The sequence below is a fragment of the Streptomyces sp. NPDC052042 genome, from assembly GCF_044548345.1.
Taxonomy (GTDB): Bacteria; Actinomycetota; Actinomycetes; order Streptomycetales; family Streptomycetaceae; genus Streptomyces.
This window is the reverse complement of record NZ_JBIUBU010000022.1, coordinates 1-26,856: the sequence shown is the minus strand read 5'-3', so window position 1 is coordinate 26,856 and position 26,856 is coordinate 1. Positions and strand designations below refer to the sequence as shown.

29 protein-coding genes and 1 pseudogene are annotated in these 26,856 nt (G+C 70.8%); 14 read left to right on the top strand and 16 right to left on the bottom strand.

Annotated features, from left to right (window positions below):
• Positions 1–3: 3 nt before the first annotated feature.
• Positions 4–702 carry a tyrosine-protein phosphatase gene (locus ACIHCL_RS28570; protein WP_399866273.1) on the bottom strand — a complete coding sequence of 233 codons (699 nt, stop codon included), beginning with the start codon at positions 700–702 and terminating at the stop codon, positions 4–6.
• Positions 703–803: 101 nt separating this feature from the next.
• Complete coding sequence (locus tag ACIHCL_RS28565) at positions 804–1,232, bottom strand: ATP-binding protein (RefSeq protein ID WP_399866271.1); 429 nt, start codon at positions 1,230–1,232, stop codon at positions 804–806.
• A 151-nt stretch (positions 1,233–1,383) separates the two neighbouring features.
• Here ACIHCL_RS28565 and ACIHCL_RS28560 point away from each other — a divergent pair, with 151 nt between their 5' ends.
• The 11 genes from ACIHCL_RS28560 to ACIHCL_RS28510 all read left to right on the top strand — a co-directional run bounded on the left by ACIHCL_RS28560 (position 1,384) and on the right by ACIHCL_RS28510 (position 8,902).
• The gene (locus ACIHCL_RS28560; RefSeq protein ID WP_399866443.1) at positions 1,384–2,166 is read left to right on the top strand and encodes a Scr1 family TA system antitoxin-like transcriptional regulator; all 783 of its coding nucleotides are present in this window, start codon (positions 1,384–1,386) and stop codon (positions 2,164–2,166) included.
• Positions 2,166–2,405 (top strand): DUF397 domain-containing protein, encoded by a 240-nt coding sequence (locus tag ACIHCL_RS28555; protein ID WP_399866269.1) that lies wholly within the window; start codon positions 2,166–2,168, stop codon positions 2,403–2,405. Before ACIHCL_RS28560 ends, ACIHCL_RS28555 begins: the two co-directional genes overlap by 1 nt.
• Positions 2,406–2,563: 158 nt before the next feature.
• Complete coding sequence (locus tag ACIHCL_RS28550; protein ID WP_399866267.1) at positions 2,564–2,821, top strand: DUF397 domain-containing protein; 258 nt, start codon at positions 2,564–2,566, stop codon at positions 2,819–2,821.
• Between the two features lie 24 nt (positions 2,822–2,845).
• Positions 2,846–3,511, top strand: a complete 666-nt coding sequence (locus tag ACIHCL_RS28545) for a 1,4-alpha-glucan branching protein (protein ID WP_399866265.1) — start codon at positions 2,846–2,848, stop codon at positions 3,509–3,511.
• Between the two features lie 345 nt (positions 3,512–3,856).
• On the top strand, positions 3,857–4,651 hold the full coding sequence (locus tag ACIHCL_RS28540) for a DUF4253 domain-containing protein (protein WP_399866262.1): 795 nt from the start codon (positions 3,857–3,859) through the stop codon (positions 4,649–4,651).
• A gap of 191 nt (positions 4,652–4,842) precedes the next feature.
• Positions 4,843–5,703 (top strand): alpha/beta fold hydrolase, encoded by an 861-nt coding sequence (locus tag ACIHCL_RS28535; protein WP_399866261.1) that lies wholly within the window; start codon positions 4,843–4,845, stop codon positions 5,701–5,703.
• Between the two features lie 310 nt (positions 5,704–6,013).
• Complete coding sequence (locus tag ACIHCL_RS28530; protein ID WP_399866260.1) at positions 6,014–6,313, top strand: hypothetical protein; 300 nt, start codon at positions 6,014–6,016, stop codon at positions 6,311–6,313.
• 458 nt (positions 6,314–6,771) lie between these two features.
• Positions 6,772–7,131 (top strand): DUF6204 family protein, encoded by a 360-nt coding sequence (locus ACIHCL_RS28525; RefSeq protein ID WP_399866258.1) that lies wholly within the window; start codon positions 6,772–6,774, stop codon positions 7,129–7,131.
• A gap of 143 nt (positions 7,132–7,274) precedes the next feature.
• Positions 7,275–7,730, top strand: a complete 456-nt coding sequence (locus ACIHCL_RS28520) for a MarR family winged helix-turn-helix transcriptional regulator (protein ID WP_399866256.1) — start codon at positions 7,275–7,277, stop codon at positions 7,728–7,730.
• A gap of 204 nt (positions 7,731–7,934) precedes the next feature.
• On the top strand, positions 7,935–8,291 hold the full coding sequence (locus tag ACIHCL_RS28515; protein WP_399866253.1) for a hypothetical protein: 357 nt from the start codon (positions 7,935–7,937) through the stop codon (positions 8,289–8,291).
• A 44-nt stretch (positions 8,292–8,335) separates the two neighbouring features.
• Positions 8,336–8,902, top strand: a complete 567-nt coding sequence (locus tag ACIHCL_RS28510; protein ID WP_399866251.1) for a hypothetical protein — start codon at positions 8,336–8,338, stop codon at positions 8,900–8,902.
• A 104-nt stretch (positions 8,903–9,006) separates the two neighbouring features.
• On the opposite strand, the gene hemB is transcribed toward ACIHCL_RS28510, so the two are convergent.
• The 6 genes from hemB to ACIHCL_RS28480 form a co-directional block, all read right to left on the bottom strand.
• Positions 9,007–10,005, bottom strand: a complete 999-nt coding sequence (gene hemB, locus ACIHCL_RS28505) for a porphobilinogen synthase (RefSeq protein WP_399866249.1) — start codon at positions 10,003–10,005, stop codon at positions 9,007–9,009.
• Between the two features lie 223 nt (positions 10,006–10,228).
• Positions 10,229–11,899, bottom strand: a complete 1,671-nt coding sequence (locus ACIHCL_RS28500; protein WP_399866247.1) for a uroporphyrinogen-III synthase — start codon at positions 11,897–11,899, stop codon at positions 10,229–10,231.
• On the bottom strand, positions 11,896–12,882 hold the full coding sequence (hemC, locus tag ACIHCL_RS28495; protein ID WP_399866245.1) for a hydroxymethylbilane synthase: 987 nt from the start codon (positions 12,880–12,882) through the stop codon (positions 11,896–11,898). The genes ACIHCL_RS28500 and hemC overlap by 4 nt, the downstream gene beginning before the upstream one ends.
• A complete protein-coding gene (locus ACIHCL_RS28490; protein ID WP_399866242.1) occupies positions 12,879–14,291 on the bottom strand; it encodes a glutamyl-tRNA reductase in 1,413 nt (470 codons plus the stop codon). The genes hemC and ACIHCL_RS28490 overlap by 4 nt, the downstream gene beginning before the upstream one ends.
• Positions 14,288–15,103 (bottom strand): redox-sensing transcriptional repressor Rex, encoded by an 816-nt coding sequence (locus ACIHCL_RS28485; protein ID WP_399866241.1) that lies wholly within the window; start codon positions 15,101–15,103, stop codon positions 14,288–14,290. Before ACIHCL_RS28485 ends, ACIHCL_RS28490 begins: the two co-directional genes overlap by 4 nt.
• A 299-nt stretch (positions 15,104–15,402) precedes the next feature.
• Complete coding sequence (locus ACIHCL_RS28480; RefSeq protein ID WP_399866238.1) at positions 15,403–15,678, bottom strand: glutaredoxin family protein; 276 nt, start codon at positions 15,676–15,678, stop codon at positions 15,403–15,405.
• A 280-nt stretch (positions 15,679–15,958) separates the two neighbouring features.
• Here ACIHCL_RS28480 and ACIHCL_RS28475 point away from each other — a divergent pair, with 280 nt between their 5' ends.
• The 3 genes from ACIHCL_RS28475 (at position 15,959) to ACIHCL_RS28465 (ending at position 19,748) form a co-directional block, all read left to right on the top strand.
• Positions 15,959–17,056 carry an HAD family hydrolase gene (locus ACIHCL_RS28475; protein WP_399866236.1) on the top strand — a complete coding sequence of 366 codons (1,098 nt, stop codon included), beginning with the start codon at positions 15,959–15,961 and terminating at the stop codon, positions 17,054–17,056.
• A gap of 447 nt (positions 17,057–17,503) precedes the next feature.
• Positions 17,504–18,280 carry an ECF subfamily RNA polymerase sigma factor, BldN family gene (locus tag ACIHCL_RS28470; RefSeq protein WP_399866235.1) on the top strand — a complete coding sequence of 259 codons (777 nt, stop codon included), beginning with the start codon at positions 17,504–17,506 and terminating at the stop codon, positions 18,278–18,280.
• 271 nt (positions 18,281–18,551) lie between these two features.
• Positions 18,552–19,748, top strand: coding sequence for a DUF5667 domain-containing protein (locus ACIHCL_RS28465; protein WP_399866232.1), 1,197 nt, complete (start codon positions 18,552–18,554; stop codon positions 19,746–19,748).
• A 95-nt stretch (positions 19,749–19,843) separates the two neighbouring features.
• Here ACIHCL_RS28465 and ACIHCL_RS28460 read toward each other — a convergent pair whose 3' ends face one another.
• The 8 genes and pseudogenes from ACIHCL_RS28460 to ACIHCL_RS28425 form a co-directional block, all read right to left on the bottom strand.
• On the bottom strand, positions 19,844–20,893 hold the full coding sequence (locus ACIHCL_RS28460) for a 1-acyl-sn-glycerol-3-phosphate acyltransferase (RefSeq protein WP_399866230.1): 1,050 nt from the start codon (positions 20,891–20,893) through the stop codon (positions 19,844–19,846).
• Positions 20,894–20,908: 15 nt separating this feature from the next.
• Positions 20,909–22,012 (bottom strand): NAD-dependent epimerase/dehydratase family protein, encoded by a 1,104-nt coding sequence (locus ACIHCL_RS28455; protein WP_399866227.1) that lies wholly within the window; start codon positions 22,010–22,012, stop codon positions 20,909–20,911.
• Between the two features lie 180 nt (positions 22,013–22,192).
• Positions 22,193–22,291 (bottom strand): 30S ribosomal protein bS22, encoded by a 99-nt coding sequence (locus tag ACIHCL_RS28450; RefSeq protein WP_003948845.1) that lies wholly within the window; start codon positions 22,289–22,291, stop codon positions 22,193–22,195.
• A gap of 131 nt (positions 22,292–22,422) precedes the next feature.
• The gene (locus tag ACIHCL_RS28445; protein ID WP_399866225.1) at positions 22,423–22,635 is read right to left on the bottom strand and encodes a helix-turn-helix domain-containing protein; all 213 of its coding nucleotides are present in this window, start codon (positions 22,633–22,635) and stop codon (positions 22,423–22,425) included.
• A 128-nt stretch (positions 22,636–22,763) separates the two neighbouring features.
• A pseudogene (locus tag ACIHCL_RS28440) lies at positions 22,764–23,594 on the bottom strand (phosphatase).
• Positions 23,595–23,686: 92 nt separating this feature from the next.
• Positions 23,687–24,859, bottom strand: coding sequence for an acetoin utilization protein AcuC (locus ACIHCL_RS28435; RefSeq protein WP_399866222.1), 1,173 nt, complete (start codon positions 24,857–24,859; stop codon positions 23,687–23,689).
• Positions 24,828–26,042 carry an MFS transporter gene (locus tag ACIHCL_RS28430; RefSeq protein ID WP_399866219.1) on the bottom strand — a complete coding sequence of 405 codons (1,215 nt, stop codon included), beginning with the start codon at positions 26,040–26,042 and terminating at the stop codon, positions 24,828–24,830. Before ACIHCL_RS28430 ends, ACIHCL_RS28435 begins: the two co-directional genes overlap by 32 nt.
• A 54-nt stretch (positions 26,043–26,096) precedes the next feature.
• Positions 26,097–26,741, bottom strand: a complete 645-nt coding sequence (locus ACIHCL_RS28425) for an HAD family hydrolase (protein WP_399866216.1) — start codon at positions 26,739–26,741, stop codon at positions 26,097–26,099.
• Positions 26,742–26,856 lie beyond the last annotated feature (115 nt).

Below are 26,856 nucleotides of genomic sequence, written 5' to 3'. Positions count from 1 at the left end.
GTGTCAGAGCGATCCCTGCGCGGCGGAAAGCTCCGAGGCGCCCAGGCCATGGGCCACGAGGTACTGGGAGACGGAGCCGTGATGGCTCCGAATCCACAGCATGGCACGGTGCAGGTGCGTGGCGGACACGGGCAACGACCCATGTGCCACGGCCGTCCCGGCGGCGGAAGGATCGGCGACCAGGCCCAGTGCGGTGTTCGAACGCAGGAAGTCCCGGAGCACCTCCTCCTCGGAGGCACCCATCAGGGTCTGGACGACCGCGACGACGACCCCCGTCCGGTCCTTGCCCGAGGCACAGTGGACCAGTACCGGCGCCGCGTCGTCCGCGATCAGCCGTCGTACGACCTCCACCGCTGCCTTCCCGGCGCGCTCGGCCATCAGCGGATAGAGCTCCCCTTGGTCCGCGGGCCACCGCCGTTCCTCGAAGAGGGGCACGTGAAGATACCGGGCGTGCCCCGCACGAACCAGCTCCACGGCGTCCGGCCGCTCCGCCACCTCTGGGTTGCTGCGCAGGTCGACGACCGTTCGCAGCCCCAGCCGCCGCAGGGCGCCCACGCCCTCTGGGGCGAGACGGTGCAGCGCGGCGGAACGGAACAGCACGCCTCGGGGCAGCGTCCCCACACCACCGGCGTCACGGAAGTTCCTCACGCCGGGCGGAACGGTCGGCTCTGATTCCGTCACGGACTCATCGATCGCGGTCATGCCTCACTGTATGCGGCCACTCCGGGCATACCGCCCCCCGCACCGGCCGCCTCCCACCCCACCCCGAACGGCCGCCGCCCCAGACCCGTCCACCACGCCAGTCACGCCCCTCCCGCTGACCACACTCCGAACTCGCACCACACGATCTTGCCGGGGTTCCGTTCCCCCACCCCCCACCGATCGGCCATCGCCGCGACGATCAGCAGCCCCCGCCCCGACTCCCCCTCCGGCCCGGCCCCCGGCTCCCGCACCACCGGCTCCCCGTCGCCGCTGTCATGCACCTCCACCCGCAGCGCCGCCCCGCCCTCCCGCAGCAGCAACCGCACCAGGTACCCACGCCCCGGCGGCACTCCATGCACCAGCGCATTGGTCGCCAGCTCGCTCACGCACAGCAGTACGTCGTCCAGCCGCGCCCCGAGCCCCCAGTCGGCCACGGCGGCGCGCACGAACTCCCGTGTGGCGGGCACGGATCGACGCTCCCGCCGATAGAACCGCTCGCGCAGCAACGAGAGTTGCATCGTCTCATTCACGAGACGAGAGTCACACTCCGTGACTACGCTGCCACAGTACGCGCATCCGTACACCTCCGTTGTACGGGCCGTCCGCGCGTGACGTACGCACAACGGTGGGAGTTCGGTTCATATGCACCCCAGGAAGCGGCAGCGCAAGAACGCGTCGGCAATGAAACTCGTGGGCAAGCTCGTCGGTCTGTACCGCGTCGCGAACGGCCTGACCCAAGCCCAACTCGCGGACCGTCTGGGCCATCAGGTCGACACGATCGCCTCCATCGAGCAGGGCAGGCGCTCACTCCTCCCCGATCTGGCAAGCCATCTCGACCAGTTGCTCGGCACGAAGGGCGCGCTGGAGATGGCGGTGGGCAACATGCCGGAGGTGGACCTGATCCCGGCGTGGGCGGAGCAGTACGTGGACCTGGAGCATGACGCGCTCGCTCTGTCCTGGTACGACAACCAGGTACTGCCGGGCCTGCTCCAGACGGCCCCGTACGCCGAAGCGGTCTTCCGCAACCGCGTCCCGGTCTTCAACGAGGAGGAGATCGCGAACCAGACGGAGGCGCGACTCCAGCGCCAGGAGATCCTGCGCCGCCCCTCGCCCCCGACCATCAGCTTCGTCGTCTGGGAACCGGTTCTGACGCTCCAACTCATCGATGACGAGGCACATATGGAGCAGCTTCGTCATCTACGTGCCTGCGCCGGGCTCCCCGGCATCTGTCTCCAGGTGCTGCCACTGAACAGCCGTACCCACTCGGGGCTCGCTGGCCCCTTCATCCTGCTGGAGACTCCTGACTTTCAACACATCGCCTACTCCGAAACTCAGCGCGGCAGTCTGCTCGTCTCCGACCCCGACGAGACCAGCATCCTCGCTCAGAAATATGCGATGCTGCGAGCCCAGGCCCTCAACCCCAAAGACACCGTGGGTCTGTTGGACCGTCTGCTGGGAGAGTAATGAGCAGCACACTTGAGTGGTTCAAGTCCAGCTACAGCAGCGACGAAGGCGGCGCCTGCCTCGAAGTCGCCTACGACTGGCACAAGTCCAGCTACAGCGGCGACGAGGGCGGCGCATGCGTCGAGGTGGCCACACACCCCGCCGCCATCCACATCCGCGACTCGAAAGACCCCGAGGGCCCCATCCTCACCATCGCCCCCACCACCTGGGCGGCCTTCGCCACCCACATCGGGTCCTGAACGACCGGTTCGGGGCGGGCCGTCGTCGGCGTCCGCCCATGGACTCACCGATACAAGCCCCACCCCCGAACCGGCCCCCGGTGGCCCGACCCGCAACCGAGCACCACGCACCGCTGCAAGCCCTACCCCCTCAGCCCCGTAGTCCTGTTGGGAGAGCCATGAGCAGCAGCACAGCACATAAGTGGTTCAAGTCGACCTACAGCGGCAGCGAAGGCGGCGCCTGCCTCGAAGTCGCTTACGACTGGCACAAGTCCAGCTACAGCGGCGACGAAGGCGGGCAGTGCGTCGAGGTGGCAGCACACCCCGCCGCCATCCACATCCGCGACTCCAAGACCCCCGAAGGTCCCCACCTCACCATCACCCCCACCACCTGGGCGGCCTTCGCGGACTTCGCCTCCGATCAGCGACTCGACTGAGCTCACGGGAGAGAAAGCACCGGCATGGCACTCATCTACCGCACCACCCTGACGCCCACCAAGCTGGAACTCCTCACCACCTGGCTGCCCGCCCAGCCCTGGTACCACGGCAAGGGACAGCCCGAGCTGGTGAGGGCCGGCGGGTTCCGGCTGGACGACCCCGAGGGCGAGGTCGGCATGGAATTCATGGTGGTCACCGACACCTCGGGGGACCGACCGGCCACGTACCAGGTGCCGTTCAGTTACCGGGGCGCACCGCTCGCGGGCGCCGGCGAAGCCCTGATCGGCACCACCGAGCACGGGGTGCTGGGGCGTCGCTGGGTTTACGACGGCACGCGTGACCCGGTACTCGTCGCGCAACTGCTCGCGCTCGTCGCCGGTGAGGCCGAACCGCAGATGCAGAGCACGAGCGACACCCCCGACCCCTCCGTCACCGCCTCACGCACCGAGCCGATCGCCACGTCCGCGATCACCTCCATGAGCGTGTCCGACGATCCGGACGGCACGGATGTCTTCGTGGAGACGGCGGCCGACGGACATCGGCCGGCCCTCCGCATCAACCGCGTTCTGCGACCCGGACAGGAGGCCGACGCACGAGCTGGGCTGGGGCTCGTCACCGCAGGCTGGTCCGTGCCCGACGGTACGACGGCACGTGCCGTGTTCGCCGCCGTGAACCACGCCCGCCCGTAGATCGCGCGCCCCACCGAACGCACCCCGGACCGGACGCACGCCCAACCAGCGACGTACCCGGAACGGACCTACGGAACGGGCGTAAGGAACGGACACGTACGGCCCGGACGTACGTCCGGACGCACGAACCGGACGCGCGGACCGGACGCAGCACGGACCGGACGCACGCCGCGCAGGCCCTCGCAGCCACGCGGCGTGCTCCGGAACGCGAGCCCGCCCGGTGGCCCACCCGCCCCGCGCCGACAGTGACCGTCCGGACAGCGACCGTCCGGACAGTGGTCGGGCCGACGGCGGCGGCCCGGCCGAACAGGACCGTTGTCAGTGGCCGCCCGTACGCTCGACACCATGGCGACGCTTCCGAACCCGCTCACGTCCCTGGCCGCTTCAGGGCTTCAGCTTCCGCCCGGCTCACTGGTGGACGCCACGATCGACGGCACCTGGCACGAACCGCTGCTCTGGTGCACCGACGCGCCCGTGGCCCCCGGGGACTGGTCCCGGCTGCACGCGGCCGGGCAGCCGCTCGGGTTGCTCCCCGTACTGATCGACGGCGGCCGACGGGACAACTGGCCCGAGGACTGGGACCTCGTCCCGGAGGACACCTCGTCGCCGGACGACCACGACCCCGCCGAAGTGCTCGCCGCGTACTGGGCCTCGTACGCGCCCGACGAACTCGGCGCCCCGCCCGCCGCATGGCCGGGCCTGGCCCCCACGCCCGGTGGAACGCCCCCGACGCAGTCCCCCGACGACTTGGCGACGGAAATGGCCGGCCTGTTCACCGGCCCGGAGGGATGGTTCCCGAACGTACGGGCGGCGCTCGTCCCGGCCCGGCGCACTGCGGACATCCCCGCGGCGATCGGCTGGTCGGGCCCGCTCAACTACGAGAACGACACGGCCCGGCTCAGCTCGGTGCTCCGCTCCTGGGAGGACCGCTACGGCATACGGGTCCTGATGCTCGGTTTCGACACCCTGACCGTCACGGTCGGACGCCCGCCCACCACGTCGGCCGAGGCGCGGGCGCTCGCCGCCGAGCACTTCGCGTTCTGCCCGGACAACATCAACCAGAACCCGCCCTACGACCTCGACCACTACGCCGAGAAGTACCTGTTGGACCAGGCGACCTGGGGATTCTGGTGGGACTGACCCAGCCCGCCTCGACCCAGCCCGCCTCGACCTGGCCTGCCCCGGCCCGGTCCGCACTGACCAGTGCCGCTCCCGGGCCCGGACCGAGCCACCCGGGCTGAGCCCGCCTCACCCGGGGCCGACGCACAAGTCTCTCGGTCCATGGGGCCGTTCTCGCCCCGTGGTCCGGGACGAGCAGCGACACTCGACGGATGGACTCGATCTACCGCGGCACGACCAGCAGGGAGCTCATCCGAGACTGGTGCCTCGATCAGCTCGCCGGGTGGCCGGTGCCGCACGAACGGAAGACGGTCACCGCCAACGGAGCACGGACCCACGTGGTTCTCGCCGGTTCCGGCCCGACGACGGTCGTGTTCGTCCCGGGCACCAACTTCAACGCAGCCGCGTCCCTTCCACTGGCCACGGCCCTGGTCGACGACGGCCACCGGGTCCTGCTGGTGGACGTTCCGGGGCAGCCGGGTCTCAGTTCCGGCCGACGTGGTGTCTCCGGCGGCCGGTTGTCCTGGTACGGAGCGTGGCTGGGCGAGACGATCGAGGAGATCTCGTCCGAGCCGGTGACGGTGATGGGGCACTCCTTCGGTGCCGCCATCGCCCTGTCCAGCGACTGTCCCCTGATCGACCGGCTCGTCCTGGTCTCGCCCGGCGGACTGACCAGGCTGAAGCTGACGCCCTCGGTACTGACCGCCTCGGCCGCCTGGTTCCTGCGGCCCACGTCGACACGCAGCGCCCGGCTCCTGCGCACCATGCTCGCGCCGGGCCGTCCGCCCCGCGGGGAACTGGTGGAGTGGATGACGCTGGTCGCCCGGCACGCGCGCTCCAGCGGGGCGCCCGGTACTGCCACCCTGCCCGTGCGGTCGATACCCCGCCTGGTCGTCACCGGGGAGCACGACGTCTTCCTCCCTCCACGGCGGCTCGGACCGGCAGTGCGCGACAGGCTCGGCACTGAGCTGGGCGTGGTCTCCGGGGCCGGTCACCTCGTGGTCGAGGAATGCCCCGCCTACCTGTCCGCGCTGCTGCGGAGCCCGGACCAGGCGGACGGCGCGGCGGGGTAGTTTCCGCCAAAAGCGATGGGGAGACGGCGGATGCCCTGGCTTTGAACCGCCGCCCGGCCGCCGCCACCCACGAAGCCGCGCTCCACCGCGCCCACGCCGAAGCGCGCCATCCGGACCGCCGACGCACCGAACCGTCCCACCGAACGAGCGGAGCAGCGTAACGCCCACCACACACCGCCGCGCATGCCCGAAGCGGAGTACAACATGGGCCGAGCGCAGGGGAGACGCCCCGGCGCACGATCCAGGCCCTGACGCAACGGACCGGCGGGCGTCAGGTCGGCCTCGCCACAGCGAACCTCTCGGGGGGCAAATGATCGGGACAGCAGTGTTGTTGGGGATCGGGATCACGCTCGCCGGGCTCGTTCTGACGACGGACTACCGCGGCGCCGCCCAATGGTTCGTGGACACGCAACTCAACCCCGTGTTCGCCGAACCGAGCGTCCTGCGGCGCCTCGACAGGCTGGGGAAGGAACATCCTTCGATGGACTTCTCCCTCAGAAGGCCACGACTCCGCGTGCTCGTGCGGATATGGGGTGGAGTGGTCGCCCTGATCGGGTTCGGGTTCGTGGCCATGGCCGTCGTGCACCTCGTCCGCTCTTGGCTTTCGTAGGAGTCGAAGCGGGCCGTCCCGGCGGTCGCCGCTCACTTTCGATGTCCGGGCCCGACGACGGCTCCCTGGTCAGCGATTGGACACCCGGTGGGCATCTGCGGGCATCGATCAACCAGGACTCGATCATGATGACGACGGTCCCATGGACGGAGCCATCCAGGAATCAAGGCGAAGTCGCGCCACATGGCGCAAAGCCGCGCCCCAAGTACGAACGGGCCGGGTCACCGATGGCCCAGGACCGGAAAGGGTGTGAGGCCCGCGGTCCATGAAGACGGCGGTCCATGAGGACGGCCGGCGCCGCCCAGACCCGAGTGCCGCCGTGCCGGATGGGCCACGCCCGACCCGTGCGGACGCTTCCATGCGACGTCGACCGGGTTCCCCCCCGAACTCCCTCGCACGTGGACCAGGCCGGCAATATCCACTCAGCCAACGAGGTAACGCCTTGTTAATGTCGCGGGATGAGTACTCGTACCTTCCGTATCACCGTGCGCGGTGTCTTCGACGGACTCAGCGCCGAACAACGCGCCGAACTCCTGGCCCGCGCCGCCGAACACGACATCCTGCACGCGGCCTTCACGCCCGAGGGGCACCTCAGTTACGACCTGGCGGCGCGATCCGCCTTCACCTTCCGCTTCCTGGACTCCGGGGAGGAAGAGGAGGACATCCTGGAGGCAACCGAACGCGCCGAAGAAGCGGCGAAGGCATGGCTGACCAGCCGTGGCTATGGCTACAAGAACCTCAAGCCCCAGGCCGAGGACCTCTCCCAGGCGCCACTGGGCAAACGGCAGCGCCGAGCCGCAGCCCAGAAGCAGGCCTGAGTCCGAAGCAGGCCCGAGCCAGAAGCGGGCCGGCTCCCACAGCGCGTCTGAGCCTGACGAGCCTCTGATCCCCCGTCGCCCCCTCGCATAAATCCTTGACTGCTCACGTATGGATATATGCTTGAGCAGTCAAGGAGGATGCAATGAGTGACGCCCTGGACGCGACCCTGCGTCTCGTACGAGCCCAGGCGGCCCTGGTGAAGCGGTTCGACGCGAGCCTGAGCGGGCTGCACGGGGTGAGCCTGGCCGACTTCACGATGCTGCTGCGCCTGGGGCAGGCGCCCGGCGGCCGGATGCGCCGGGTGGACCTGGCCGAGGCGCTGGGGCTGACCGCCTCCGGGGTGACCCGGGGGCTGGCGCCGCTGGAGCGGATCGGCCTGGTCACACGCGAGACGGACGCCCGCGACGGCCGAGTGGCCTACGCGGCACTGACCGACACCGGCCACGCACGCCTGACGGAGATGCTCGCCACGGCCGAGCAGGTCGCCGCCGAGATCTTCGCCGCGCCCCCATGGAGCAAGAAGGACATCGGCCGGCTGTCCAGCCTGCTGACCCTTCTCGGCGGCACCGGCCTCCCCGGCCACACCGTCGCCCCATGACCCGCACCCGGTGACTCCCACACTCCACGGCCCCCACACCCCGTGAGCCCACACCCCGGCTTCCACGTCCCATGGCCTCCAGCGCCCCTAGCCCCGCGCCGCTTCGCCCGGCGGGTACGGGCCCGACATCCCGGTCAGGCACCAGACCGGCGATGAGTACGCGCACTCATGTGCCCCAAGAGACAGCCGAGTTGACTCGTACGCATGACTGACGACCTCACCGCCGACGCCACCGCCACCCGATCGCCGCGCGTCTGGATCGCCTCACTGATCTCCACGATCGTGACGCTCCCGCTGGCGTGCATCGCACTGTTCCTCGCCGGGATCTCGCCCATGGCCTGTGACTCCTGCCAAGGGGCCGCGGCCCGCCGGTTCGACGCGAGCTTCGGCCCCGCGTGGACGGTGTTCAACTGCGGTCTGGTGCTGGCGCTGATCACCCTGGTGGGGAGCTGGGCTCTGTGGCGGGGCAGGCCGCCGGCCGGGCTCTTCCTCGCGGTTCTCGCGCCCGGTGTCGTGTTCTTCGCGGCGCTGCTGTTCATGGCCATGATCGACTGGCCCTGACGGAAGTCCCGCACGCCACAGAGAACCCTCGAAAGAAACACCGCATGTCCCAGCCTCCGGAGCACCCCGTTCAACTCGCCCGTCTGGTCGAGGAGTTCCATGCCCTGCCCGCAGACGACGACCGCAGACTCGAGATCATCGCGGCGCTGGACCCCGGCGGCATCACCACCGGCACCGCCGTCGACGCCGCGCTCTTCCTCGCGTCCGTCGTCGCCGACCCGCACGCGTACGAACTGGCCCGGGTGGAGGCCGCCACGATCCTGCGCCTGTGGCCCCCGTCCGACCCCGCCGCCGCCCGTAGTGTCGTCCGGGCCCTGCTGAGCGCGTCGAACCACCCCGATGAGGACCTGGTCCGCCAGTACGCGGTCCATGCGCTCGGCTCCTACGCCGACGAGCCGGCCGTGCACGAGGCCCTGGCCGCCGCCGTGCTGGACGACGACGGCGACGAAGACACCCTGGTCCGCCACAACGCCCTCGCCGCCCTCGAAGAGGCGGGCCCGAGCGACGCCCGTTCCGACGTCCTGCGCGCCCTCGCCCCGGACCCCGAACTCGGCAGGGCGGCGGCCCGCGTCCTCACGGCCTGGGACCGCACGCCCGACGCCCCGGCATAGACGGCGGACCGGACACGGCACCGGGCCGTCTCCACGATCCGGCGGCATCCGGCCGGAAGCCGCCGGTTCGCATAAACGGCCCGGTCACCCTCGGCGCGGAACGGTCAGCGACCGCCCAGCCGCTGTGCGGCCTCCGTCGCCCAGTACGTCAGGATCATCCGCGCACCCGCCCGCCGGATGCCGGTCAGGCTCTCCATGATCGCCGCGTCCCGGTCGATCCAGCCCTTCTCGGCGGCGGCCTCGATCATCGCGTACTCGCCGCTGATCTGGTACGCGGCGACCGGCACGTCCACCGCGTCGGCGACCTTCGCGAGGATGTCCAGGTACGGGCCGGCCGGCTTGACCATGACCATGTCGGCGCCCTCTTCGAGGTCGAGCGCCAGCTCGCGCAGCGACTCACGGGCGTTCGTCGGGTCCTGCTGGTACGTCTTGCGGTCGCCCTTCAACGACGAGCCGACCGCCTCACGGAAGGGCCCGTAGAACGCCGAGGAGTACTTCACGGTGTACGCGAGGATCGACACGTCCTCGTGGCCCGTCTGGTCCAGCGCGTCCCGGACCACCCCGACCTGGCCGTCCATCATGCCGCTGGGGCCGACCACATGGGCGCCCGCGTCGGCCTGGACCTGGGCCATCTCCGCGTACCGCTCCAGCGTCGCGTCGTTGTCGACCCGGCCGTCGGCGGTCAGCACACCGCAGTGGCCGTGGTCCGTGTACTCGTCCAGGCACAGGTCCGACATGACGACGAGGTCGTCGCCGACCTCCTCGCGCACCGCGCGCAGAGCGACCTGGAGGATGCCGTCCGGGTCGGTGCCCGCCGTGCCCCGGGCGTCCTTCTTCTCGTCCGCGGGCACACCGAAGAGCATGATCCCGGAGACCCCCGCCGACACCGCCTCGGCGGCGGCCTTCCGCAGCGTGTCCAGGGTGTGCTGGTACACCCCGGGCATGGCCGAAATGGGCACGGGAGCGTCGATGCCCTCGCGTACGAACGCGGGCAGGATCAGGTCCGCCGCGTCGAGCCGTGTCTCGGCGACCATGCGCCGCATCGCCGGGGTCGTCCGCAGCCGCCGGGGGCGGGAGCCGGGGAAGTTTCCGTACACAGTCATGCTTCGAGACTAGACCCGCACACATCACCGGTTTACCGACACCCCAGCCGGAAAAACACCGCCGCCCCTGTCCGGAGCAAGCGCCCCGGAAACGCCGCGGGGCCACGCGCGCCGGAAACGGCACAAGCACCGGAAACGCCGCGGGCGGTCCGGCTGCCGAAGCAGCCGGACCGCCCGGTCCCCGCGCGTAGCGCGCTCCTACGACAGCGCGTTCTCGTGCGCGTCAGGTCGACGAACGACGCCGCCGCGCCCCCGGACGCCGCTCGCTCGGTCGCGTCACCGGGTCGCCGGCCTCCTTCGCCGCGTCCCGGCGCCGCGCGCCGAACTCGGAGAGGGCCTCGGCCAGCTTGTGCACCGAGGGTTCCGGCGACAGCACGTCGACGCGCAGGCCGTGCTCCTCCGCGGTCTTCGCCGTCGCCGGGCCGATACACGCGATGACCGTCACATTGTGCGGCTTGCCCGCGATGCCGACGAGGTTCCGGACGGTCGACGACGAGGTGAACATCACCGCGTCGAACCCGCCGCCCTTGATCGCCTCGCGGGTCTCGGCCGGCGGCGGCGAGGCGCGGACCGTGCGGTACGCGGTGACGTCGTCGACCTCCCAGCCCAGCTCGATGAGGCCCGCCACCAGCGTCTCGGTGGCGATGTCGGCGCGCGGCAGGAAGACCCGGTCGATCGGGTCGAAGACCGGGTCGTACGGCGGCCAGTCCTCCAGCAGACCCGCGGCGGACTGCTCACCGGACGGCACGAGGTCCGGCTTCACACCGAAGTCGACGAGCGCGGCGGCGGTCTGCTCGCCCACGGCCGCGACCTTGATCCCGGCGAAGGCACGGGCGTCGAGCCCGTACTCCTCGAACTTCTCCCGGACGGCCTTCACGGCGTTGACGCTGGTGAAGGCGATCCACTCGTACCGGCCCGTGACCAGGCCCTTGACCGCGCGCTCCATCTGCTGCGGGGTGCGCGGCGGCTCGACGGCGATCGTCGGGACCTCGTGCGGCACGGCACCGTACGAACGAAGCTGGTCGGAGAGCGACGCCGCCTGCTCCTTGGTCCGCGGTACGAGCACCTTCCAGCCGAACAGCGGCTTGGACTCGAACCACGCGAGCTGGTCGCGCTGGGCGGCGGAGCTGCGCTCACCGACCACGGCTATGACGGGGCGGTGCCCCTCCGGCGACGGCAACACCTTCGCCTGCTTCAGTACCTGGGCGATCGTCCCGAGGGTCGCCGTCCAGGTGCGCTGGCGGGTCGTGGTACCGGACACCGTCACGGACAGCGGCGTGTCCGGCTTGCGTCCCGCCGAGACCAGCTCACCGGCGGCCGCGGCCACCGCGTCGAGCGTCGTCGAGATGACCGCCGTGGCATCGCTCGCGCCGACCTCGCCCCAGCAGCGGTCCGAGGCGGTACGCGCGTCGACGAACCGGACGTCCGCGCCCTGCGCGTCCCGCAGCGGCACGCCGGCGTACGCGGGTACGCCCACGGCCTCGGCGATTCCCGGCACGACCTCGAAGGGGATGCCGACGGCGGCGCAAGCCAGCATCTCGGCACCGGCGTCCGCGTCCAGCCCCGGGTCCCCCGGGACCGCACGGACCACCCGCTTACCGCCCTTCGCTGCCTCCATGACAAGATTGACCGCATCCCTGAGGACAGGGACACCGGCGGCGGTTGACTGTGCGTCAACGACCGTGAGTTCGGGTGTGCTCACGCCTGCCCGCGCGTGGCAGCGAACAACGCCGAGAACGTCCGGCTCGGCGACAAGGACGTCCGCGCTCGCAAGCGCCTCGACAGCGCGCAGGGTCAGCAGTCCCGGATCGCCGGGACCGGCACCCAGGAAGGTGACGTGCCCATGGGCGGACACGGCCGGAAAATCGGATGCAGCGGGGCCGGTGGGGCTCAAAGTGCTCGCTCCCCGATAAGACCGGCCGCGCCCTTGGCGAGCATCTCGGCCGCGAGTTCGCGACCGAGGGCCGCCGCGTCGTCGTGCGACGTGGGAACGGGACCGGTGGTGGACATCTGCACCAGCGAGGAACCGTCGGTGGCACCGACGACACCGCGCAGGCGCAGTTCGTTGACAGCCTGTCCGTCGGCCTGGAGATCCGCCAGCGCACCCACGGGTGCGGAGCAGCCTGCCTCCAGGGCGGCGAGCAGGGCACGCTCGGCGGTCACGGCGGCCCGGGTGTACGGGTCGTCGAGCTCTCCGAGCGCGGCGACGAGGTCGGCGCTGCCTGCAGCGCACTCGATCGCCAGTGCTCCCTGGCCGGGAGCGGGCAGGATGGTGTCGGGCGACAGGAAGTCGGTCGCCTCACCGATCCGGCCGAGGCGGCTGAGCCCGGCCGCGGCGAGTACCACCGCGTCCAGCTCTCCGCTTCGTACAAATCCGATACGCGTGTCGACATTGCCCCGGATCGGCACCGTCTCGATGTCGAGGCCGTGGCTGCGGGCGTATGCGTTGAGCTGCGCCATACGGCGCGGCGAGCCGGTGCCGATGCGGACACCGGACGGCAGTTGCGCGAAGGTCAGCCCGTCCCGCGCCACCAGTACGTCGCGCGGGTCCTCGCGCACCGGTACGGCGGCCAGGACGAGGCCCTCGTGCGGGGTGGTCGGCAGGTCCTTGAGCGAGTGGACGGCGAAGTCCACGTCGCCGCGCAGCAGCGCCTCGCGCAGCGCGGCGACGAACACGCCCGTGCCGCCGATCTGCGAGAGGTGCTCACGGGAGATGTCTCCGTACGTGGTGACCGCGACGAGCTCGACGGCCCGCCCGGTCACCTCCCTGACCGCATCGGCGACCAGGCCGGACTGCGCCATGGCGAGCTTGCTGCGCCTGGTGCCCAGCCTCAGCGGCTTGTCGGCACCCGCGCCCAGGGGGGAGTTGTCGGTCATGACCGCCCTCGATTCGGGTCGTTCAGGTCTGCCCGGGAGACGGCGGCGACCGTCTGCGGGTCGAGATCGAAGAGTTCTCGGAGCGCGTCGGCGTACCCGGCGCCGCCCGGCTCGCTGGCAAGTTGCTTGACCCGCACGGTGGGCGCGTGCAGGAGCTTGTCCACAACGCGGCGCACGGTCAGCGTGATTTCGGCGCGCTGCTTCTCGTCCAGGTCGGGGAGGCGCCCGTCGAGCCGGGCCATCTCGCCCGTGACCACATCGGCGGCCATCGTGCGCAGCGCGACGACGGTCGGGGTGATGCGGGCGGCCCGCTGGGCGGCGCCGAAGGCGGCCACCTCGTCGGCGACGATGGTGCGCACCTGGTCCACGTCGGAGGCCATCGGTGCGTCCGCGGAGACCTCGGCGAGCGACTCGATGTCGACGAGGCGCACCCCGTCGAGGCGGTCGGCGGCGCCGTCGATGTCGCGCGGCATGGCGAGGTCGAGCAGGGCGAGCCGGACGGGACCGGCGGCCTGGCCGGACGCGGTCTCCCCGGCGGGCGCGGCGGACGCCTCGCCGACCGGCGCGTGGGGCAGGCCGAGCGCCTCTGCGACGGTCTCGGCGGTCAGCACGAGACCCGTCGCGCCGGTGCACGAAATGGCGATGTCGGCACGTGTCAGTTCGCCGGGGACCTCGGCCATCTCCACGGCGCGTGCGGCCACTCCGGTGCCGCCGGGCTGGCCCAGGATCTCGACGAGCCGGTCGGCGCGGGAGCGGGTCCGGTTGGCGACGACGATCTCGGCGACCCCGGAGCGGGCCAGGGTGGCGGCGGCCAGCGAGGACATCGAACCGGCGCCGATCACCACGGCGCGCTTGCCCCGGGCCCACTCGGCGACGTCCTCGCCCGCGGCGAGCTGTTCGAGGCCGAAGGTGACGAGCGACTGCCCCGCCCGGTCGATCCCGGTCTCGCTGTGGGCGCGCTTGCCGACCCGCAGCGCCTGCTGGAACAGGTCGTTCAGCAGCCGCCCCGCGGTGTGGAGCTCCTGGCCCCGCGCCAGCGCGTCCTTGATCTGGCCGAGGATCTGCCCCTCGCCGACGACCATCGAGTCCAGCCCGCAGGCCACCGAGAAGAGGTGGTGGACGGCCCGGTCCTCGTAGTGCACATAAAGATGCGGAGTGAGCTCGTCCAGGCCCACGCCGCTGTGCTGGGCGAGGAGCGTGGACAGCTCGGCGACGCCCGCGTGGAACTTGTCCACGTCGGCGTACAGCTCGATGCGGTTGCAGGTGGCGAGCGCGGCGGCCTCGGCCGCGGGCTCCGCGGCGAGGGCGTCCTGGAGGAGCTTGGCCTGCGTCTCGGCCGCCAGCGAGGCCCGCTCCAGCACGGAGACGGGGGCGCTGCGGTGGCTCAGCCCTACGACGAGAAGACTCATGCCGGCATCACGGCGGGCATGTCCCCGTCAGGTCCCTTACGGCCCTCGGCGGCCGGGCGCACCGGCTCCCCGTCCGCGTCCCGCACGGGCGGCACCGCCACGTCCTGGGCGGACCCGGTGACGACGTGACCGGCGGCCCCGCCGGTGTCCTCGACCGACTTGCGCTGCTCGTGGAAGGCGAGGATCTGGAGTTCGATGGAGAGGTCCACCTTGCGGACGTCGACGCCGTCGGGCACGGAGAGCACCGTCGGCGCGAAGTTCAGGATGGAGGTGACGCCCGCGGCGACGAGCCGGTCGCACACCTGCTGCGCGGCACCGGCCGGGGTCGAGATGACACCGATCGACACACCGTTGTCGCGGATGATCGTCTCCAGGTCGTCGGAGTGCTGCACCGGGATGCCGGCGACGGGCGTCCCGGCCATCGCCGGATCGGCGTCGATCAGAGCGGCGACCCGGAAACCGCGGGAGGCGAAGCCGCCGTAGTTGGCGAGCGCGGCGCCGAGGTTACCGATGCCGACGATCACGACCGGCCAGTCCTGGGTCAGCCCGAGTTCGCGGGAGATCTGGTAGACGAGGTACTCCACGTCGTACCCGACCCCGCGCGTCCCGTACGAGCCGAGGTAGCTGAAGTCCTTGCGCAGCTTGGCCGAGTTGACCCCCGCCGCGGCGGCGAGCTCCTCGGACGAGACCGTGGGGACCGAGCGCTCGGACAGCGCGGTCAACGCGCGCAGATACAGCGGAAGCCGAGCGACGGTGGCCTCGGGAATTCCTCGGCTACGGGTCGCCGGTCGGTGAGTTCGGCCAGTTGCCACGGTGCTCCTGCGGGATGAGCGGGGCTGTAGGCGGCCGTATTTCACATGACCGCCCCGTCGAATGCAGGCTATGTCTTTGTGAACGTGTGCACAAAGATTGTGTCCGTTTTGTCCGGTCAACGTGACCGGGGTCACGCACTTCCGTCGGGCGATCCCGGAACCGAGGACCGCATCGATCCGTTGCAGACCCGAAGGGGGCAAAGCGGCGCACACTCCTCACTACCACTCCCCCGAGATCAGTCAAAACGCCCATGATGGTAGCCGGGTTTCACCCACGAACCCAGCGCGTCGCGCGTCACTCACGAGCCCAGGGCGCCGCGCAGCCTCGCCGGGTCCACCCGCCAGAAGGTGTGCTGCTCGCCGTCGATCAGGACGACCGGGATCTGCTCCCAGTACGCACGGTGCAGCGCCTCGTCCCGGGTGATGTCCTTCTCCTCCCAGGACGCACCGGTCTGTGCGCACACCTCCCGCACCACCTCCCTCGCGTCGTCGCACAGATGGCACCCCGGTTTGCCCACGAGGGTCACCATCCGCTCGGCGGGATTCTTCTTCGTACGTCGGAACATCGCGCTCATGCCTTCATTCTGCGCCGAAGCACCGGCACCGCCCCGCCCGGAGCCCCATCCCACTCGGCGCGCCCCGCCGCACGGTCCACCCGGAAGCCCGCCGCGCGATCCGCCCGGCACACACCCGGGCCCCGGAGCGCGTACCGCGGCCCGGCGCCCCGTATCACGCACCTTCCCTTCCCCGCCCCTCCGCCCCCGACCCCTCCTTGGACAAAGCCGCGCCCAAGAGTTCACGGCGCGGCATCCCGGCAGGTCGGGAAGGGCCGAACCACATGGCTATGCTCACGGCATGGCCGCTCTTGGATGGCTCACACGCCGTAGACGCCCCGCCACGGCGCGGAGCGTGCTGGCAGGCGAGGCCGCAGCCGAGGCTGCGCGGAAGTCCGCCCTGCACAACGAACGCCCCGCCGACGACCAGCCCTCCGCCACCGCCGCCGAAGCCCCCGAAGCCCCGGACGCCGACCGCGCGACGGCGGCGGAGTCCGCGAAGACCGCCGAGACGAAGAAGACGGAGAAGAAGAAGGCAAGGGACAAGGAGAAGGGGAAGGACAAGGAGAAGGGCAAAGCACCGGGCAAGGAGAAGAAGCCCGAGGAACCCCCCTTCCCCGTGGTCGGTGACAACCGGGCCGCCGCCTTCTTCGACCTGGACAACACCGTCATGCAGGGCGCGGCCCTGTTCCACTTCGGCCGCGGTTTGTACAAACGGCAGTTCTTCCAGCGCCGCGAACTGGCCCGGTTCGCCTGGCAGCAGGCGTGGTTCCGACTGGCCGGCGTCGAGGACCCGGAGCACATGCAGGACGCCCGTGACAGCGCCCTGTCCATCGTCAAGGGCCACCGCGTCTCCGAACTGATGGCGATCGGCGAGGAGATCTACGACGAGTACATGGCCGACCGCATCTGGCCCGGCACCCGCGCCCTCGCCCAGGCCCACCTCGATGCCGGTCAACGGGTCTGGCTGGTCACCGCCGCCCCCGTGGAGACGGCCACGATCATCGCCCGGCGTCTCGGTCTGACCGGCGCGCTCGGCACGGTCGCCGAGTCTGTCGACGGCGTCTACACCGGCCGCCTGGTCGGCGAGCCGCTGCACGGGCCCGCGAAGGCCGAGGCGGTCCGCGCCCTCGCCACGGCCGAGGGGCTCGACCTCGACCGCTGCGCCGCGTACAGCGACTCGCACAACGACATCCCGATGCTGTCCCTCGTCGGCCACCCGTACGCGATCAACCCGGACACCAAGCTCCGCAAGCACGCCCGCGCCCGCGACTGGCGACTGCGGGACTACCGGACCGGCCGCAAGGCGGCCAAGGTCGGCATCCCGGCCGCGGCCGGGATCGGCGCCCTCGCGGGCGGTACGGCCGCGGCCGTCGCCCTGCACCGTCGCCGCCGCTGACGCCGAGGCGCGTCCGCACGCCGGGACACACCGCCGGGGGTCGCCGGGCCGCCCGCCGACCTCCGGCCCTCCGCTGCCCGCACACCGTTCACCGACCGCCGCACACCGGACAGCGCCTTCCGGATGCGCCCGGCCCCGCCCGGGCACCCCCGGTCGAACGCCCGGCCCGCGGCCCGCGCCACCAGTGGGCCTGCCCTCACGCGGGCACAACCAGTCCGCCACGCAGACAAAACACGAAGTAATCCGATCAATAATCGGTCACGACGTGCCACCGAATGCGTCGATTAGTCGCTACAGAAGCGACGTAATCGGCGATTTGAGCAACTGGGTGTAGCACTGTCTATACGAAGCGTTATTCTCCTCAGACGCATTCCGGAACCCCTGACTCACTACGACGAGTGAGGGTTTCGCACTGCACGTGATGGAAGCTCTGCCTCTGGGAGTCCCGTGTACCCACACGTCGGGGTTGACGCCTCGGGCCTGGCTACGCTGCGCGCATCGGTCGCCAACCGTTTGCGCGGCTTCGTCCCCACCGCGTACGCCGTACCCGTGTTCGCCACCCCTGCGCCTGTCGGCCCCTGCTACGCCATGGCCGAACGCGGTGCCGCGGTCGGAAGACGCAGCAGCCGCGGCGCAGCGACCACGTCCACCGTCCGCCGTCCCACCGCCGACAGCGACAGCGCGCGCATGATGGAGCTCGTCGAGCGCGCGCAGGCCGGCGAGGCCGAAGCCTTCGGCCGCCTCTACGACCAGTACAGCGACACCGTCTACCGCTACATCTATTACCGCGTGGGGGGAAAGGCCACGGCGGAGGACCTCACCAGCGAGACCTTTCTGCGCGCCCTGCGCCGCATCTCGACGTTCACCTGGCAGGGCCGTGACTTCGGCGCCTGGCTGGTCACGATCGCCCGCAACCTCGTCGCCGACCACTTCAAGTCCAGCCGCTTCCGCCTGGAGGTGACCACGGGCGAGATGCTCGACGCCAACGAGGTCGAGCGCAGCCCGGAGGACTCCGTGCTGGAATCCCTGTCCAACGCCGCGCTGCTCCAGGCCGTGCGGCGGCTCAACCCCCAGCAACAGGAATGCGTGACCCTGCGCTTCCTCCAGGGCCTCTCGGTCGCCGAGACCGCCCGTGTCATGGGGAAGAACGAGGGCGCGATCAAGACCCTGCAGTACCGCGCCGTGCGCACCCTGGCCCGGCTCCTGCCGGACGATGCCCGCTGACCCGTCCCACCCCCGTCCCGTCCCGACCGCACAACCGTCCCGACCACCCTTCCCACTCCCGGCGACATGCCCCGGCGATACCTTCCGCACGCAGAGTCCGGTCACTCTTCTTGCGTAACCCATGTGCCGCGCCTGTCGTTGTGTCGATTGCAGGCCCCCTGTCGTCACCCATGTCCGCTGACACTCACTCGTTCGTGTGGAAGCGCTCAAGGTGTACAACCTTCCGGACACCCAGGGGAGTCGACCGTCATGACGAGAGGAGGTGCCGCCAGTGATCGCAAACGTATCGGCGCACCGGCGGGCGAACGCCTTCGCCCAGGCCCTGGAGGAGCAGTCGCCCCGCGACGGGGCGGCCGCACAGCCCGAGGAAGCGGCCGAACCGGCCGACCACGGACCGCTGTTGGCCCTGGCGAACGGCCTCGGTGAGTTGCCGCGGCCGGAGTTGGATCCCGAGGTCAAAGTGGTGCAGCGAGCCCAGCTCGTCGCCGCCATGGAGGCCATGATCGCCGAGGGCGACGCGTCCGCGGACCCCACGGTGCCCGAGCAGCGGAAGAAGGGCGCCCACCGGGCCTCCGCGCTCCGGAGACTGCGCCCGCGTTCACGCTGGTCGAAAGGGCTCGCGGCCGGCGGACTCACCGTCGGTGTCGCAGCCGGGGCCTTCGGTGGAGTGGCCGCTGCCAGTTCCGACGCCCTGCCGGGTGATGCGCTGTATGGGCTCAAGCGCGGCATGGAGGACATCCATCTCGGGCTGACCAGCGACGACACCGACCGCGGTGAGATCTATCTCGACCAGGCGTCGACCCGGCTGAGCGAAGCCCGCCGCCTGATGGAGCGCGCCCGCTCGGGCGACCTGGACCACGAAGCGCTCGGTGAGATCCGGCGCACGCTCAGCGGCATGACGCATGACGCCACCGAGGGCCACCGCCTGCTCCGCGCGGCCTACCAGCGGGACGGCGTCCTCGGCCCGATCCAGACCCTGGACTCCTTCTCCCGCTCGCACCGCCAGAGCTGGAGCAGTCTGCGCGACCGGCTTCCGCTCCAGCTGACCGACATCGGCGATCAGGTCAGCTCGGTGTTCGACGCCATAGACGAAGAAGTCGGGCCGCTCCAGTCGCTTCTGCCGCGCACCCCGGGCAGGAGCGACGACTCGAAGCGGCCGGACGCCGGGGAACGGGACGCGGTGACACCACGCACGGACCGGGCCACACCCTCCGCGCCGGACGCCTCGCAGGACCACGCGGACGACCACGCCACGCCCCATCCGTCCGACGGTTCCGGCAGCGCCACGTCCGACGGTCTGCTCCCCGGCGGCGCGGACGACCTCCTCGGCCCCCAGCATCCGGGCACCGACCCGTCCGGCGGTGGTGGCCGGATCAGCCCGCCGCCGGCCCCGGACGTGACCCTGCCCCCGCTCCTGCCCGGACTGCTCCCGGGACTGGGAATCGGCAGCGAGAACCTGAACGACTGACCCGCCGCCCCTCGATCGCCGGCCGTCCCGAGCCGGTCCTGCGATCGAGGGGCGCCCCGTCTGAAGACTCTGTCGAAAGCCCCGTCGAGGCCCTGTCAGAAGAACACCGACCTCCGCTGCACCAGCAGCTTGTACAGCGTGTGCTGAATCTGCTCACGCACCTGGTCCGTCAGGTTGAACATCAGCATCGGGTCGTCCGCCGCCTCCAGCGCGTACCCGCTCGTGGGGATCGGTTCCCCGAACTGGATCGTCCACTTCGTCGGCAACGGCACCGCCCCCAGCGGCCCCAGCCAGGGGAACGTCGGCGTGATCGGGAAGTACGGGAATCCGAGCAGCCGGGCCAGCGTCTTCGAATTGCCGATCATCGGGTAGATCTCCTCCGCGCCCACGATCGAGCACGGAACGATGGGCACCCCGGCCCGCAACGCCGTGGAGACGAAACCGCCCCGGCCGAAGCGCTGCAGCTTGTACCGGTCGCCGAACGGCTTGCCGATGCCCTTGAACCCCTCCGGCATCACCCCCACGATCTCGCCCCGGCCCAGCAGCCGTTCCGCGTCCTCCGTGCAGGCCAGCGTGTGCCCCGCCTTACGGGCCAGTTGGTTCACCACCGGCATCACGAACACGAGATCGGCGGCGAGCAGCCGCAGATGCCGTCCCGCCGGGTGCCGGTCGTGCACGGCGACCTGGAGCATCAGCGCATCGAGCGGAAGCGTGCCGGAGTGGTTGGACACGATGAGCGCGCCGCCCTCGGTCGGGATGTTCTCGATGCCCTTCACCTCGACCCGGAAGTACTTCTCGTACAACGGCCGCAGCATCGACATGAGGACCTGGTCGGTCAGTTCCTCGTCGTACCCGAACTCGTCGACCTCGTACTCGCCGGTGACCCGCCGCCGCAGGAAGGCAAGCCCGGCGGCGAGCCGCCGCTCCCAGCTCTCCTCGCCCTCCCGCGCCTGCCCGGCTCCGGGGGGCTCCTCCCGCGGCGGCTCCGCGTCCTGCCGTACCGGGACGTCCTGCTGCCCCGGCAGGGCACTGACGGCCGCCGTGCCGACCACGGGACCCGCTGCGGACCTGCCCCGCGCGGAGCGCGGCGGGCCGCCCGACCGCGAACGGTCGTCGTCGAACGGAATGACCTTGGCGTCCGCCATCGTCGATGCGCTCCTCTACTGCCTGCCGGCGCTGGGGGTCGGGGACGTGCCACCCGTCCGGGTGGTCCGCAGGGCCTCGGCGCCCGCCCCGATGAACGGTGCCGCGGCGGCCAGCCTGTCGACCGCCCGGCCCACCGCCTCCGGCGGGAGCAGTCCGGGCCCCCGACCGCGCGCGAACTCCTCGAACGTCTCCGCGGTGGTGAACCTCGGCCCGAACCCCAAGGTCTCGCGCATCTGGACCGTCGAGACCACCCGCCCGTGGGTCAGCAGCCGGATCTGCTCCGGCGAGAAGTCCGTCATGCCGACCCTGCGCAGCGCCTGGCCGACCCAGGTGACGGCGGGCAGCAGCAACGGCATCGTCGGCCGCCCCAGCCGCCGCGCGCACTGCGAGAGCAGCAGCACTCCGTCCCCGGCGATGTTGAAGGTGCCGCTGTTCAGCGTCCCGCGCCTCGGCTCGCGCGAGGCGATGCCGAGGACATCGACGACGTCGTCCTCGTGCACGAACTGAAGCCTCGGATCGTATCCGAACACCGTCGGCAGGACGGGTAGCGACAGATAGTCGGCCAGCGGCGAATCCGCCTCCGGTCCCAGGATGTTCGCGAACCGGAGCACGCACACGGCGACGTCCGGCCGACGCCGTGCGAAGCCCCGCACATACCCCTCGACCTCCACCACATCCTTCGCGAAGCCCCCGCTGGGCAGGGACTTGGGCGGGGTCGTCTCGGTGAAGACCGCCGGATCGCGGGGGGCCGAGCCGTACACGTTCGTACTGGACTTGACCACCAGCCGCCGCACGCCGGGCGCCTTCTGGCAGGCCCCCAGCAACTGCATGGTGCCGATGACGTTGGTCTCCTTGACCGCCGCCCGGCTGCCCACCCCCACCGGCTTCGCGGAGACGTCCAGATGGACGACCGTGTCGACCGCGTACTCCGCGAGAACCCGCGCGATCGCGGGCCGACGGATGTCCGCCGCCACGAACCGGGCGTCTCCCAACGAATGTCCGGGCGCGACCGCGTCGACGGCGATCACCCGGTCCACCTCCGGGTCACGCTGGATGTGCCGTACGAAACGGCCGCCCAACTGCCGGGCCGCTCCCGTGACCAGCACGACCTTCCCCAAGATCAGCGCCTTCCGTCGATAGGTTTCACCTGGCCGTCACCGTAGCGGGTGGACACCGCCTCACGGCGGTCTCACGGCGGGCCTGCGCCGACTCTTGGTCCGAATGCGGGTATCCCCCAACGCGCCGCAGCCCTCCCACCACTTCGGCGGGAGGGCTGCGGAACCACGGACAGCGTTCGCTTACTTCTTGTTGCGACGCTGGACGCGCGTGCGCTTGAGCAGCTTGCGGTGCTTCTTCTTGGCCATCCGCTTGCGCCGCTTCTTGATAACAGAGCCCACGACTACCCTCGCTCACTTCTCTTCACTGGTGCGGGGCGTCTGGGCCCACACGACCTACGTCGGCCTAGCCTACCCGCCGCCGGGTGAGGGACGTAATCCGAGGCGAATATCAGGTGGACTCCGCCCGCTTATCAGGCGGATTCCACCCCCACGAAGGACTCGCGGAGATACTCGTGAACCGCTTGCTCCGGAACCCGGAAAGACCTGCCCACCCGGATCGCCGGCAGATGACCGCTGTGCACCAAACGGTACACGGTCATCTTCGACACCCTCATGACCGCGGCGACTTCCGCCACGGTCAGAAACTTGACCTCGTTGAGAGGCCTTCCGCTGTCAGCAGCCATGACCCACCTGTACCTTCCGCACGAGACGCTCACCGGCTTCCCCTCCGGTGACTCTTCGTCGTTGTGCGCTCACTCCCCAGACTAGGGGCGGGTGATGCGAGTGGGGAAGAGGAGAGGTGATCGGCCGCCTACTGTGACAGACACGCCCGATTGAGTACATAGCGAGTGAGCGGCAGACAGTGCGCGGAACGCACCGCGTCGTCGAGCGGCACGGCGACCGCCCCCCTCCCCTCGGTCTCCCCGACGAACAGCGCAGGGTCGTCCGTGTCCGCCGGCCCGACCGTCTCGATACCCGGCTGACCTGCCCCGCAGACCCATCCATGGCCCCCACGGCCAGCTCGGGAAACCACCCGCCGGCCTCCGCCGCCGCCTCCAGGACGACCCGCACCGGGAGCGGCGGGTGGGTGTGTGCGCCGGCGCCGGCGCCGGGAGTCCGCGCGCCCTGCTCGCGCACCATCGCGACCCCTCGTACGTAGTCGAGGCGGCCCGTGCGTACGCCGAACCGGGTCGTCATGTCGATACATCTCCCCTGCGCGGGGGTGAGCACGGGACACCCCGCCGCCGACATCGCGTCTGCCGGCGCTGCGTAGAAACCGTGCGGCCGGTGCGGGTACCGCGTCCCGAACAGCACGGGCGACCGCCGCGACGCGGCCTGCGGCAGCCACCCCACGAACGCCTCCAGCCTCTCCAAGGTCCGCACGGGATCGATCACGTCCGGGCCCTCGACCAGGGCAGGATCGTCACAGACCCCGCATCTGTCGGCCATCAGCCGCAGCAGATCGGGCTCGCCCCCATTCCCTCCGGGCGCGAGGCCGATCATCACACGCGGGTCCCCGGGCCGCGAAGAACCGACAGCTCCGCAGGCTCGCCTCCCGCGGGGTGGCCACGGGCCCGGCCGGCCGGGCCGCCGGCGGATGCGCAGCGCTCCGGTGCTCAACACCCCGCCGACGCTTCCCCACTCACCCGAACGGGAGGTCACCAACCCTGGGTTTCCCCACGATCGACGTAACGGCGACGCCCCGGCGCGGGAATCCGCCGCGGAAACCGGGCCTCAGGTCAGCAGCCCCCGCAGCGGGAACACCGCCCGCCTGGTCGCCAGCACCGCCTGGTCGAGCCGGTCCGCGGGGTCGTACCCCTCCTCCCACGGCCTCCAGGAGGGGGTGCGCCCGTCCGTCATCCGGGCCGGGCCCAACCGCCGCGTCCTGGCATAGACCTCGTCCCGCCAGGAGGACGGGATCACCGACTCGGGGTCCACCGGGCTGTGCGCGACGATCCCCACCAGATGCGTCCAGGACCGCGGCACCACGTCGACCACCTCGTATCCACCGCCGCCGAGCGCGATCCAGCGCCCGCCCTCCACATGGGTGTGGACGAGGTCGTGACAGGCCGTCATGATCGCCCGTTGCGCGTCCAGCGACACCGCGAAGTGGGCGAGCGGGTCCTCGAAGTGCGTGTCGGCCCCGTGCTGGGTGACCAGGACCTGCGGCCGGAAGTCCGCCAGCAGTTCGGGCACCACCGCGTGGAACGCCCGCAGCCAGCCCGCGTCGCCGGTACCGGCCGGCAGCGCCACGTTCACCGCACTGCCCTCGCCCGCACCGGAGCCGGTCTCCTGCGGCCAGCCGGTCTGCGGGAAGAGGGTGCGCGGATGCTCGTGCAGCGACACGGTCAGGACCCGGGGGTCCTCGATGAACGCCGCCTGCACCCCATCGCCGTGGTGCACGTCGACATCGATGTACGCGACCCGCTCGGCGCCCAGTTCCAGCATCCGCGCGATGGCGAGCGCCGGGTCGTTGTAGACGCAGAACCCGGCCGCGCCGCCCGGCATGGCGTGATGCAGCCCGCCGGTGAAGTTCACGGCGTGCGCGGTGTCCCCGCGCCACACGGCCTCGGCCGCCGCCACCGACTGACCGGCGATCAGCGCCGACGCCTCGTGCATCCCCTTGAACGCGGGGTCGTCGGCCGTCCCGAGCCCATAGTTCTGCTCGGCCCGCTCCGGAGCGGCGGAGGCGGCGCGCACGGCGGCGACGTAGTCCTCCCGATGCACCAGGCGCAGGGTGGAGTCCCCGGCCGCCTTGGCCGCCACCACGTCCACCGCCCGGTCGAGCCCGAACGCCCGTACCAGCCCCATCGTCAGGGCGAGTCGCACGGGGTCCATCGGGTGACCTTCCCCGAAGTCGTATCCCGTGACTGCGTCATCCCACATCAGCTGTGCGCGGCCGCTCATGTCCGCCACCGTATCGGGCGGGCGGCGCGTCGAACGACTTGGCGTACACGAGCGTCGCCAGGACCAGGACCATCGGCACCAGCATGGCCCCGCGGTAGCTCCAGGCGTCCCCCAGCACCCCCACGAGCGGAGAACCGATCAGGAATCCCACATAGTTGAAGACGTTGAGCCGCGCGATGGCCGTCTCGCTCGCACCGGGGAACATCCGCGCCGCCGCGACGAACGTCTGCGGCATCACCACGCACAGCCCGAAGCCCAGCATCGTGAACCCGAGCATTCCGACCCACGCCCCGCCGGCCGTCGCCACCACGGCGAAGCCGGCGGCGGCCAGCACGCTCCCGAACCGGACCACGGCCACCGCCCCGAACCGCCGCACCCCGAGGTCTCCGACGGTCCGCCCCAAGAGCGTGGTCACCATGTAGACGTTGTACGGAACGGTCGACAGCTGCTCCGAGCTGCCCAGCACGTCGTGGAGGTACTTGGCGCTCCAGTTGGAGACCGTCGAGTCCCCGATGTACGCGAAGCTCATGACGAGGCAGAGCGGCATCAGCAGTCTGAGCGAGACCGCGGCACCGTCCCGGCCCCCGCCCGCTCCGTCCGCTCCGTCCGTGTCGGCCGCCGCCCCGCCCGCGACGTACCACCGACTGCCGACGAACACGGCGGGCAGCAGCACGGCGACGGCCGGCAGGTACGACATCAGCAGCGAGAGGTTCCAGTGCGCCCCGGCCCACGCCATCGACGCTCCGACGATCCCGCCCAGGCTGTACGCCGCGTGGAATCCGAGCATGATGGAACGCCCGTAGGCCCGTTGGAGACTGACCCCGATCATGTTCATGGAGGCGTCGAGTGCCCCGACGGCGAGCCCGAACACCCCGAGTGCGAGCGCCGCTTCCCACAGCGCGTCACCGGCTCCGGCGGCGAGCAACCCGAGCATCACCAGGGGCTGTGCCCACCTCAGTACGATGCCCGGCCGTACCCGTGCGACCACCTTCTCGGTGATCACACTGCCCACACCGGCGAGGATCGGCACCGCGGCCAGGAAGACCGGCAGCAGCCTGTCGGATATTCCGTACCTGTCCTGGATCGCGGGTATCCGCGTCACGAGCAGGGCGAACGTGACTCCCTGCGCGAAAAAGCTCAGCGTGAGGGAGGCCCTGCCGCGCCTCAGGGGCGCATCTGTCATGGCCACATTCATGGCCGTGAGCGTAGAACCAGTCTCTACCCGTGGGTAGATGGATCACGCGAGCTTTTCCCTCAGTTGGCTCATGTCGGAGAAGACGCCCGTCGATCCGCTGAGCCGGTCGGCGGGCATCATCGACGTGAACCCGTACACATCCATCCCCGCGGCGCGTGCCGCTTCCACTCCGAGCGGGCTGTCCTCGACGACAACGCACCGCTCGGGGGCGACGCCCATCCGCTCGGCGGCGTACAGGAACAGGTCGGGGGCCGGCTTGCCGCGGCCGACGTCGTCCACGCTGAAGATCCAGTCCTCTTCGAACCACTGGTCCAGCCCGGTCTTGCGGTGTCCGACCCGGATCCGCTCATGGCTTCCGGACGACGCCACGCAGTAGGCCACGCCATCGGCGACGAGCCCCGCCAGCACCTCCTCGACACCCGGCACCGGCTCCAGCTCCTGGCGGAACGCCGCGAACACGCGTGAATGAAGCGTGTCGTCGAAGTCGTCGGGCAGCTTCTCGCCGGTTCTTTCCTCGACGAGGTCGTGCACGCGGTGCACCGCGGCGCCCATGTAGTCCCGAAGGCTCTCCTGGTACGACGTGGGGTGGCCGAGTTCGGTGAGGTACTCGGCCAGGATCGTATTGGAGATCGGCTCGCTGTCCACGAGCACTCCGTCGTTGTCGAAGATGACCAGTTCGTAGCGCATGGTCCGAGACTAGACGCTCGGAAACGCAGAAGGGCCCCGCACCACCAAGGGTGCGGGGCCCTCCCACAAAAACTGTTCGGCGGCGACCTACTCTCCCACAGGGTCCCCCCTGCAG

Coding starts and splice junctions, on each gene's coding strand:
- ACIHCL_RS28570 (WP_399866273.1), bottom strand. CDS start 702: ATGACCGCGATCGATGAGTCCGTGACGGAATCAGAGCCGACCGTTCCG.
- ACIHCL_RS28560 (WP_399866443.1), top strand. CDS start 1,384: ATGAAACTCGTGGGCAAGCTCGTCGGTCTGTACCGCGTCGCGAACGGC.
- ACIHCL_RS28555 (WP_399866269.1), top strand. CDS start 2,166: ATGAGCAGCACACTTGAGTGGTTCAAGTCCAGCTACAGCAGCGACGAA.
- ACIHCL_RS28550 (WP_399866267.1), top strand. CDS start 2,564: ATGAGCAGCAGCACAGCACATAAGTGGTTCAAGTCGACCTACAGCGGC.
- ACIHCL_RS28545 (WP_399866265.1), top strand. CDS start 2,846: ATGGCACTCATCTACCGCACCACCCTGACGCCCACCAAGCTGGAACTC.
- ACIHCL_RS28540 (WP_399866262.1), top strand. CDS start 3,857: ATGGCGACGCTTCCGAACCCGCTCACGTCCCTGGCCGCTTCAGGGCTT.
- ACIHCL_RS28535 (WP_399866261.1), top strand. CDS start 4,843: ATGGACTCGATCTACCGCGGCACGACCAGCAGGGAGCTCATCCGAGAC.
- ACIHCL_RS28530 (WP_399866260.1), top strand. CDS start 6,014: ATGATCGGGACAGCAGTGTTGTTGGGGATCGGGATCACGCTCGCCGGG.
- ACIHCL_RS28525 (WP_399866258.1), top strand. CDS start 6,772: ATGAGTACTCGTACCTTCCGTATCACCGTGCGCGGTGTCTTCGACGGA.
- ACIHCL_RS28520 (WP_399866256.1), top strand. CDS start 7,275: ATGAGTGACGCCCTGGACGCGACCCTGCGTCTCGTACGAGCCCAGGCG.
- ACIHCL_RS28515 (WP_399866253.1), top strand. CDS start 7,935: ATGACTGACGACCTCACCGCCGACGCCACCGCCACCCGATCGCCGCGC.
- ACIHCL_RS28510 (WP_399866251.1), top strand. CDS start 8,336: ATGTCCCAGCCTCCGGAGCACCCCGTTCAACTCGCCCGTCTGGTCGAG.
- hemB (WP_399866249.1), bottom strand. CDS start 10,005: ATGACTGTGTACGGAAACTTCCCCGGCTCCCGCCCCCGGCGGCTGCGG.
- hemC (WP_399866245.1), bottom strand. CDS start 12,882: ATGACCGACAACTCCCCCCTGGGCGCGGGTGCCGACAAGCCGCTGAGG.
- ACIHCL_RS28490 (WP_399866242.1), bottom strand. CDS start 14,291: ATGAGTCTTCTCGTCGTAGGGCTGAGCCACCGCAGCGCCCCCGTCTCC.
- ACIHCL_RS28480 (WP_399866238.1), bottom strand. CDS start 15,678: ATGAGCGCGATGTTCCGACGTACGAAGAAGAATCCCGCCGAGCGGATG.
- ACIHCL_RS28475 (WP_399866236.1), top strand. CDS start 15,959: ATGGCCGCTCTTGGATGGCTCACACGCCGTAGACGCCCCGCCACGGCG.
- ACIHCL_RS28460 (WP_399866230.1), bottom strand. CDS start 20,893: ATGGCGGACGCCAAGGTCATTCCGTTCGACGACGACCGTTCGCGGTCG.
- ACIHCL_RS28445 (WP_399866225.1), bottom strand. CDS start 22,635: ATGGCTGCTGACAGCGGAAGGCCTCTCAACGAGGTCAAGTTTCTGACC.
- ACIHCL_RS28435 (WP_399866222.1), bottom strand. CDS start 24,859: ATGAGCGGCCGCGCACAGCTGATGTGGGATGACGCAGTCACGGGATAC.
- ACIHCL_RS28430 (WP_399866219.1), bottom strand. CDS start 26,042: ATGACAGATGCGCCCCTGAGGCGCGGCAGGGCCTCCCTCACGCTGAGC.
- ACIHCL_RS28425 (WP_399866216.1), bottom strand. CDS start 26,741: ATGCGCTACGAACTGGTCATCTTCGACAACGACGGAGTGCTCGTGGAC.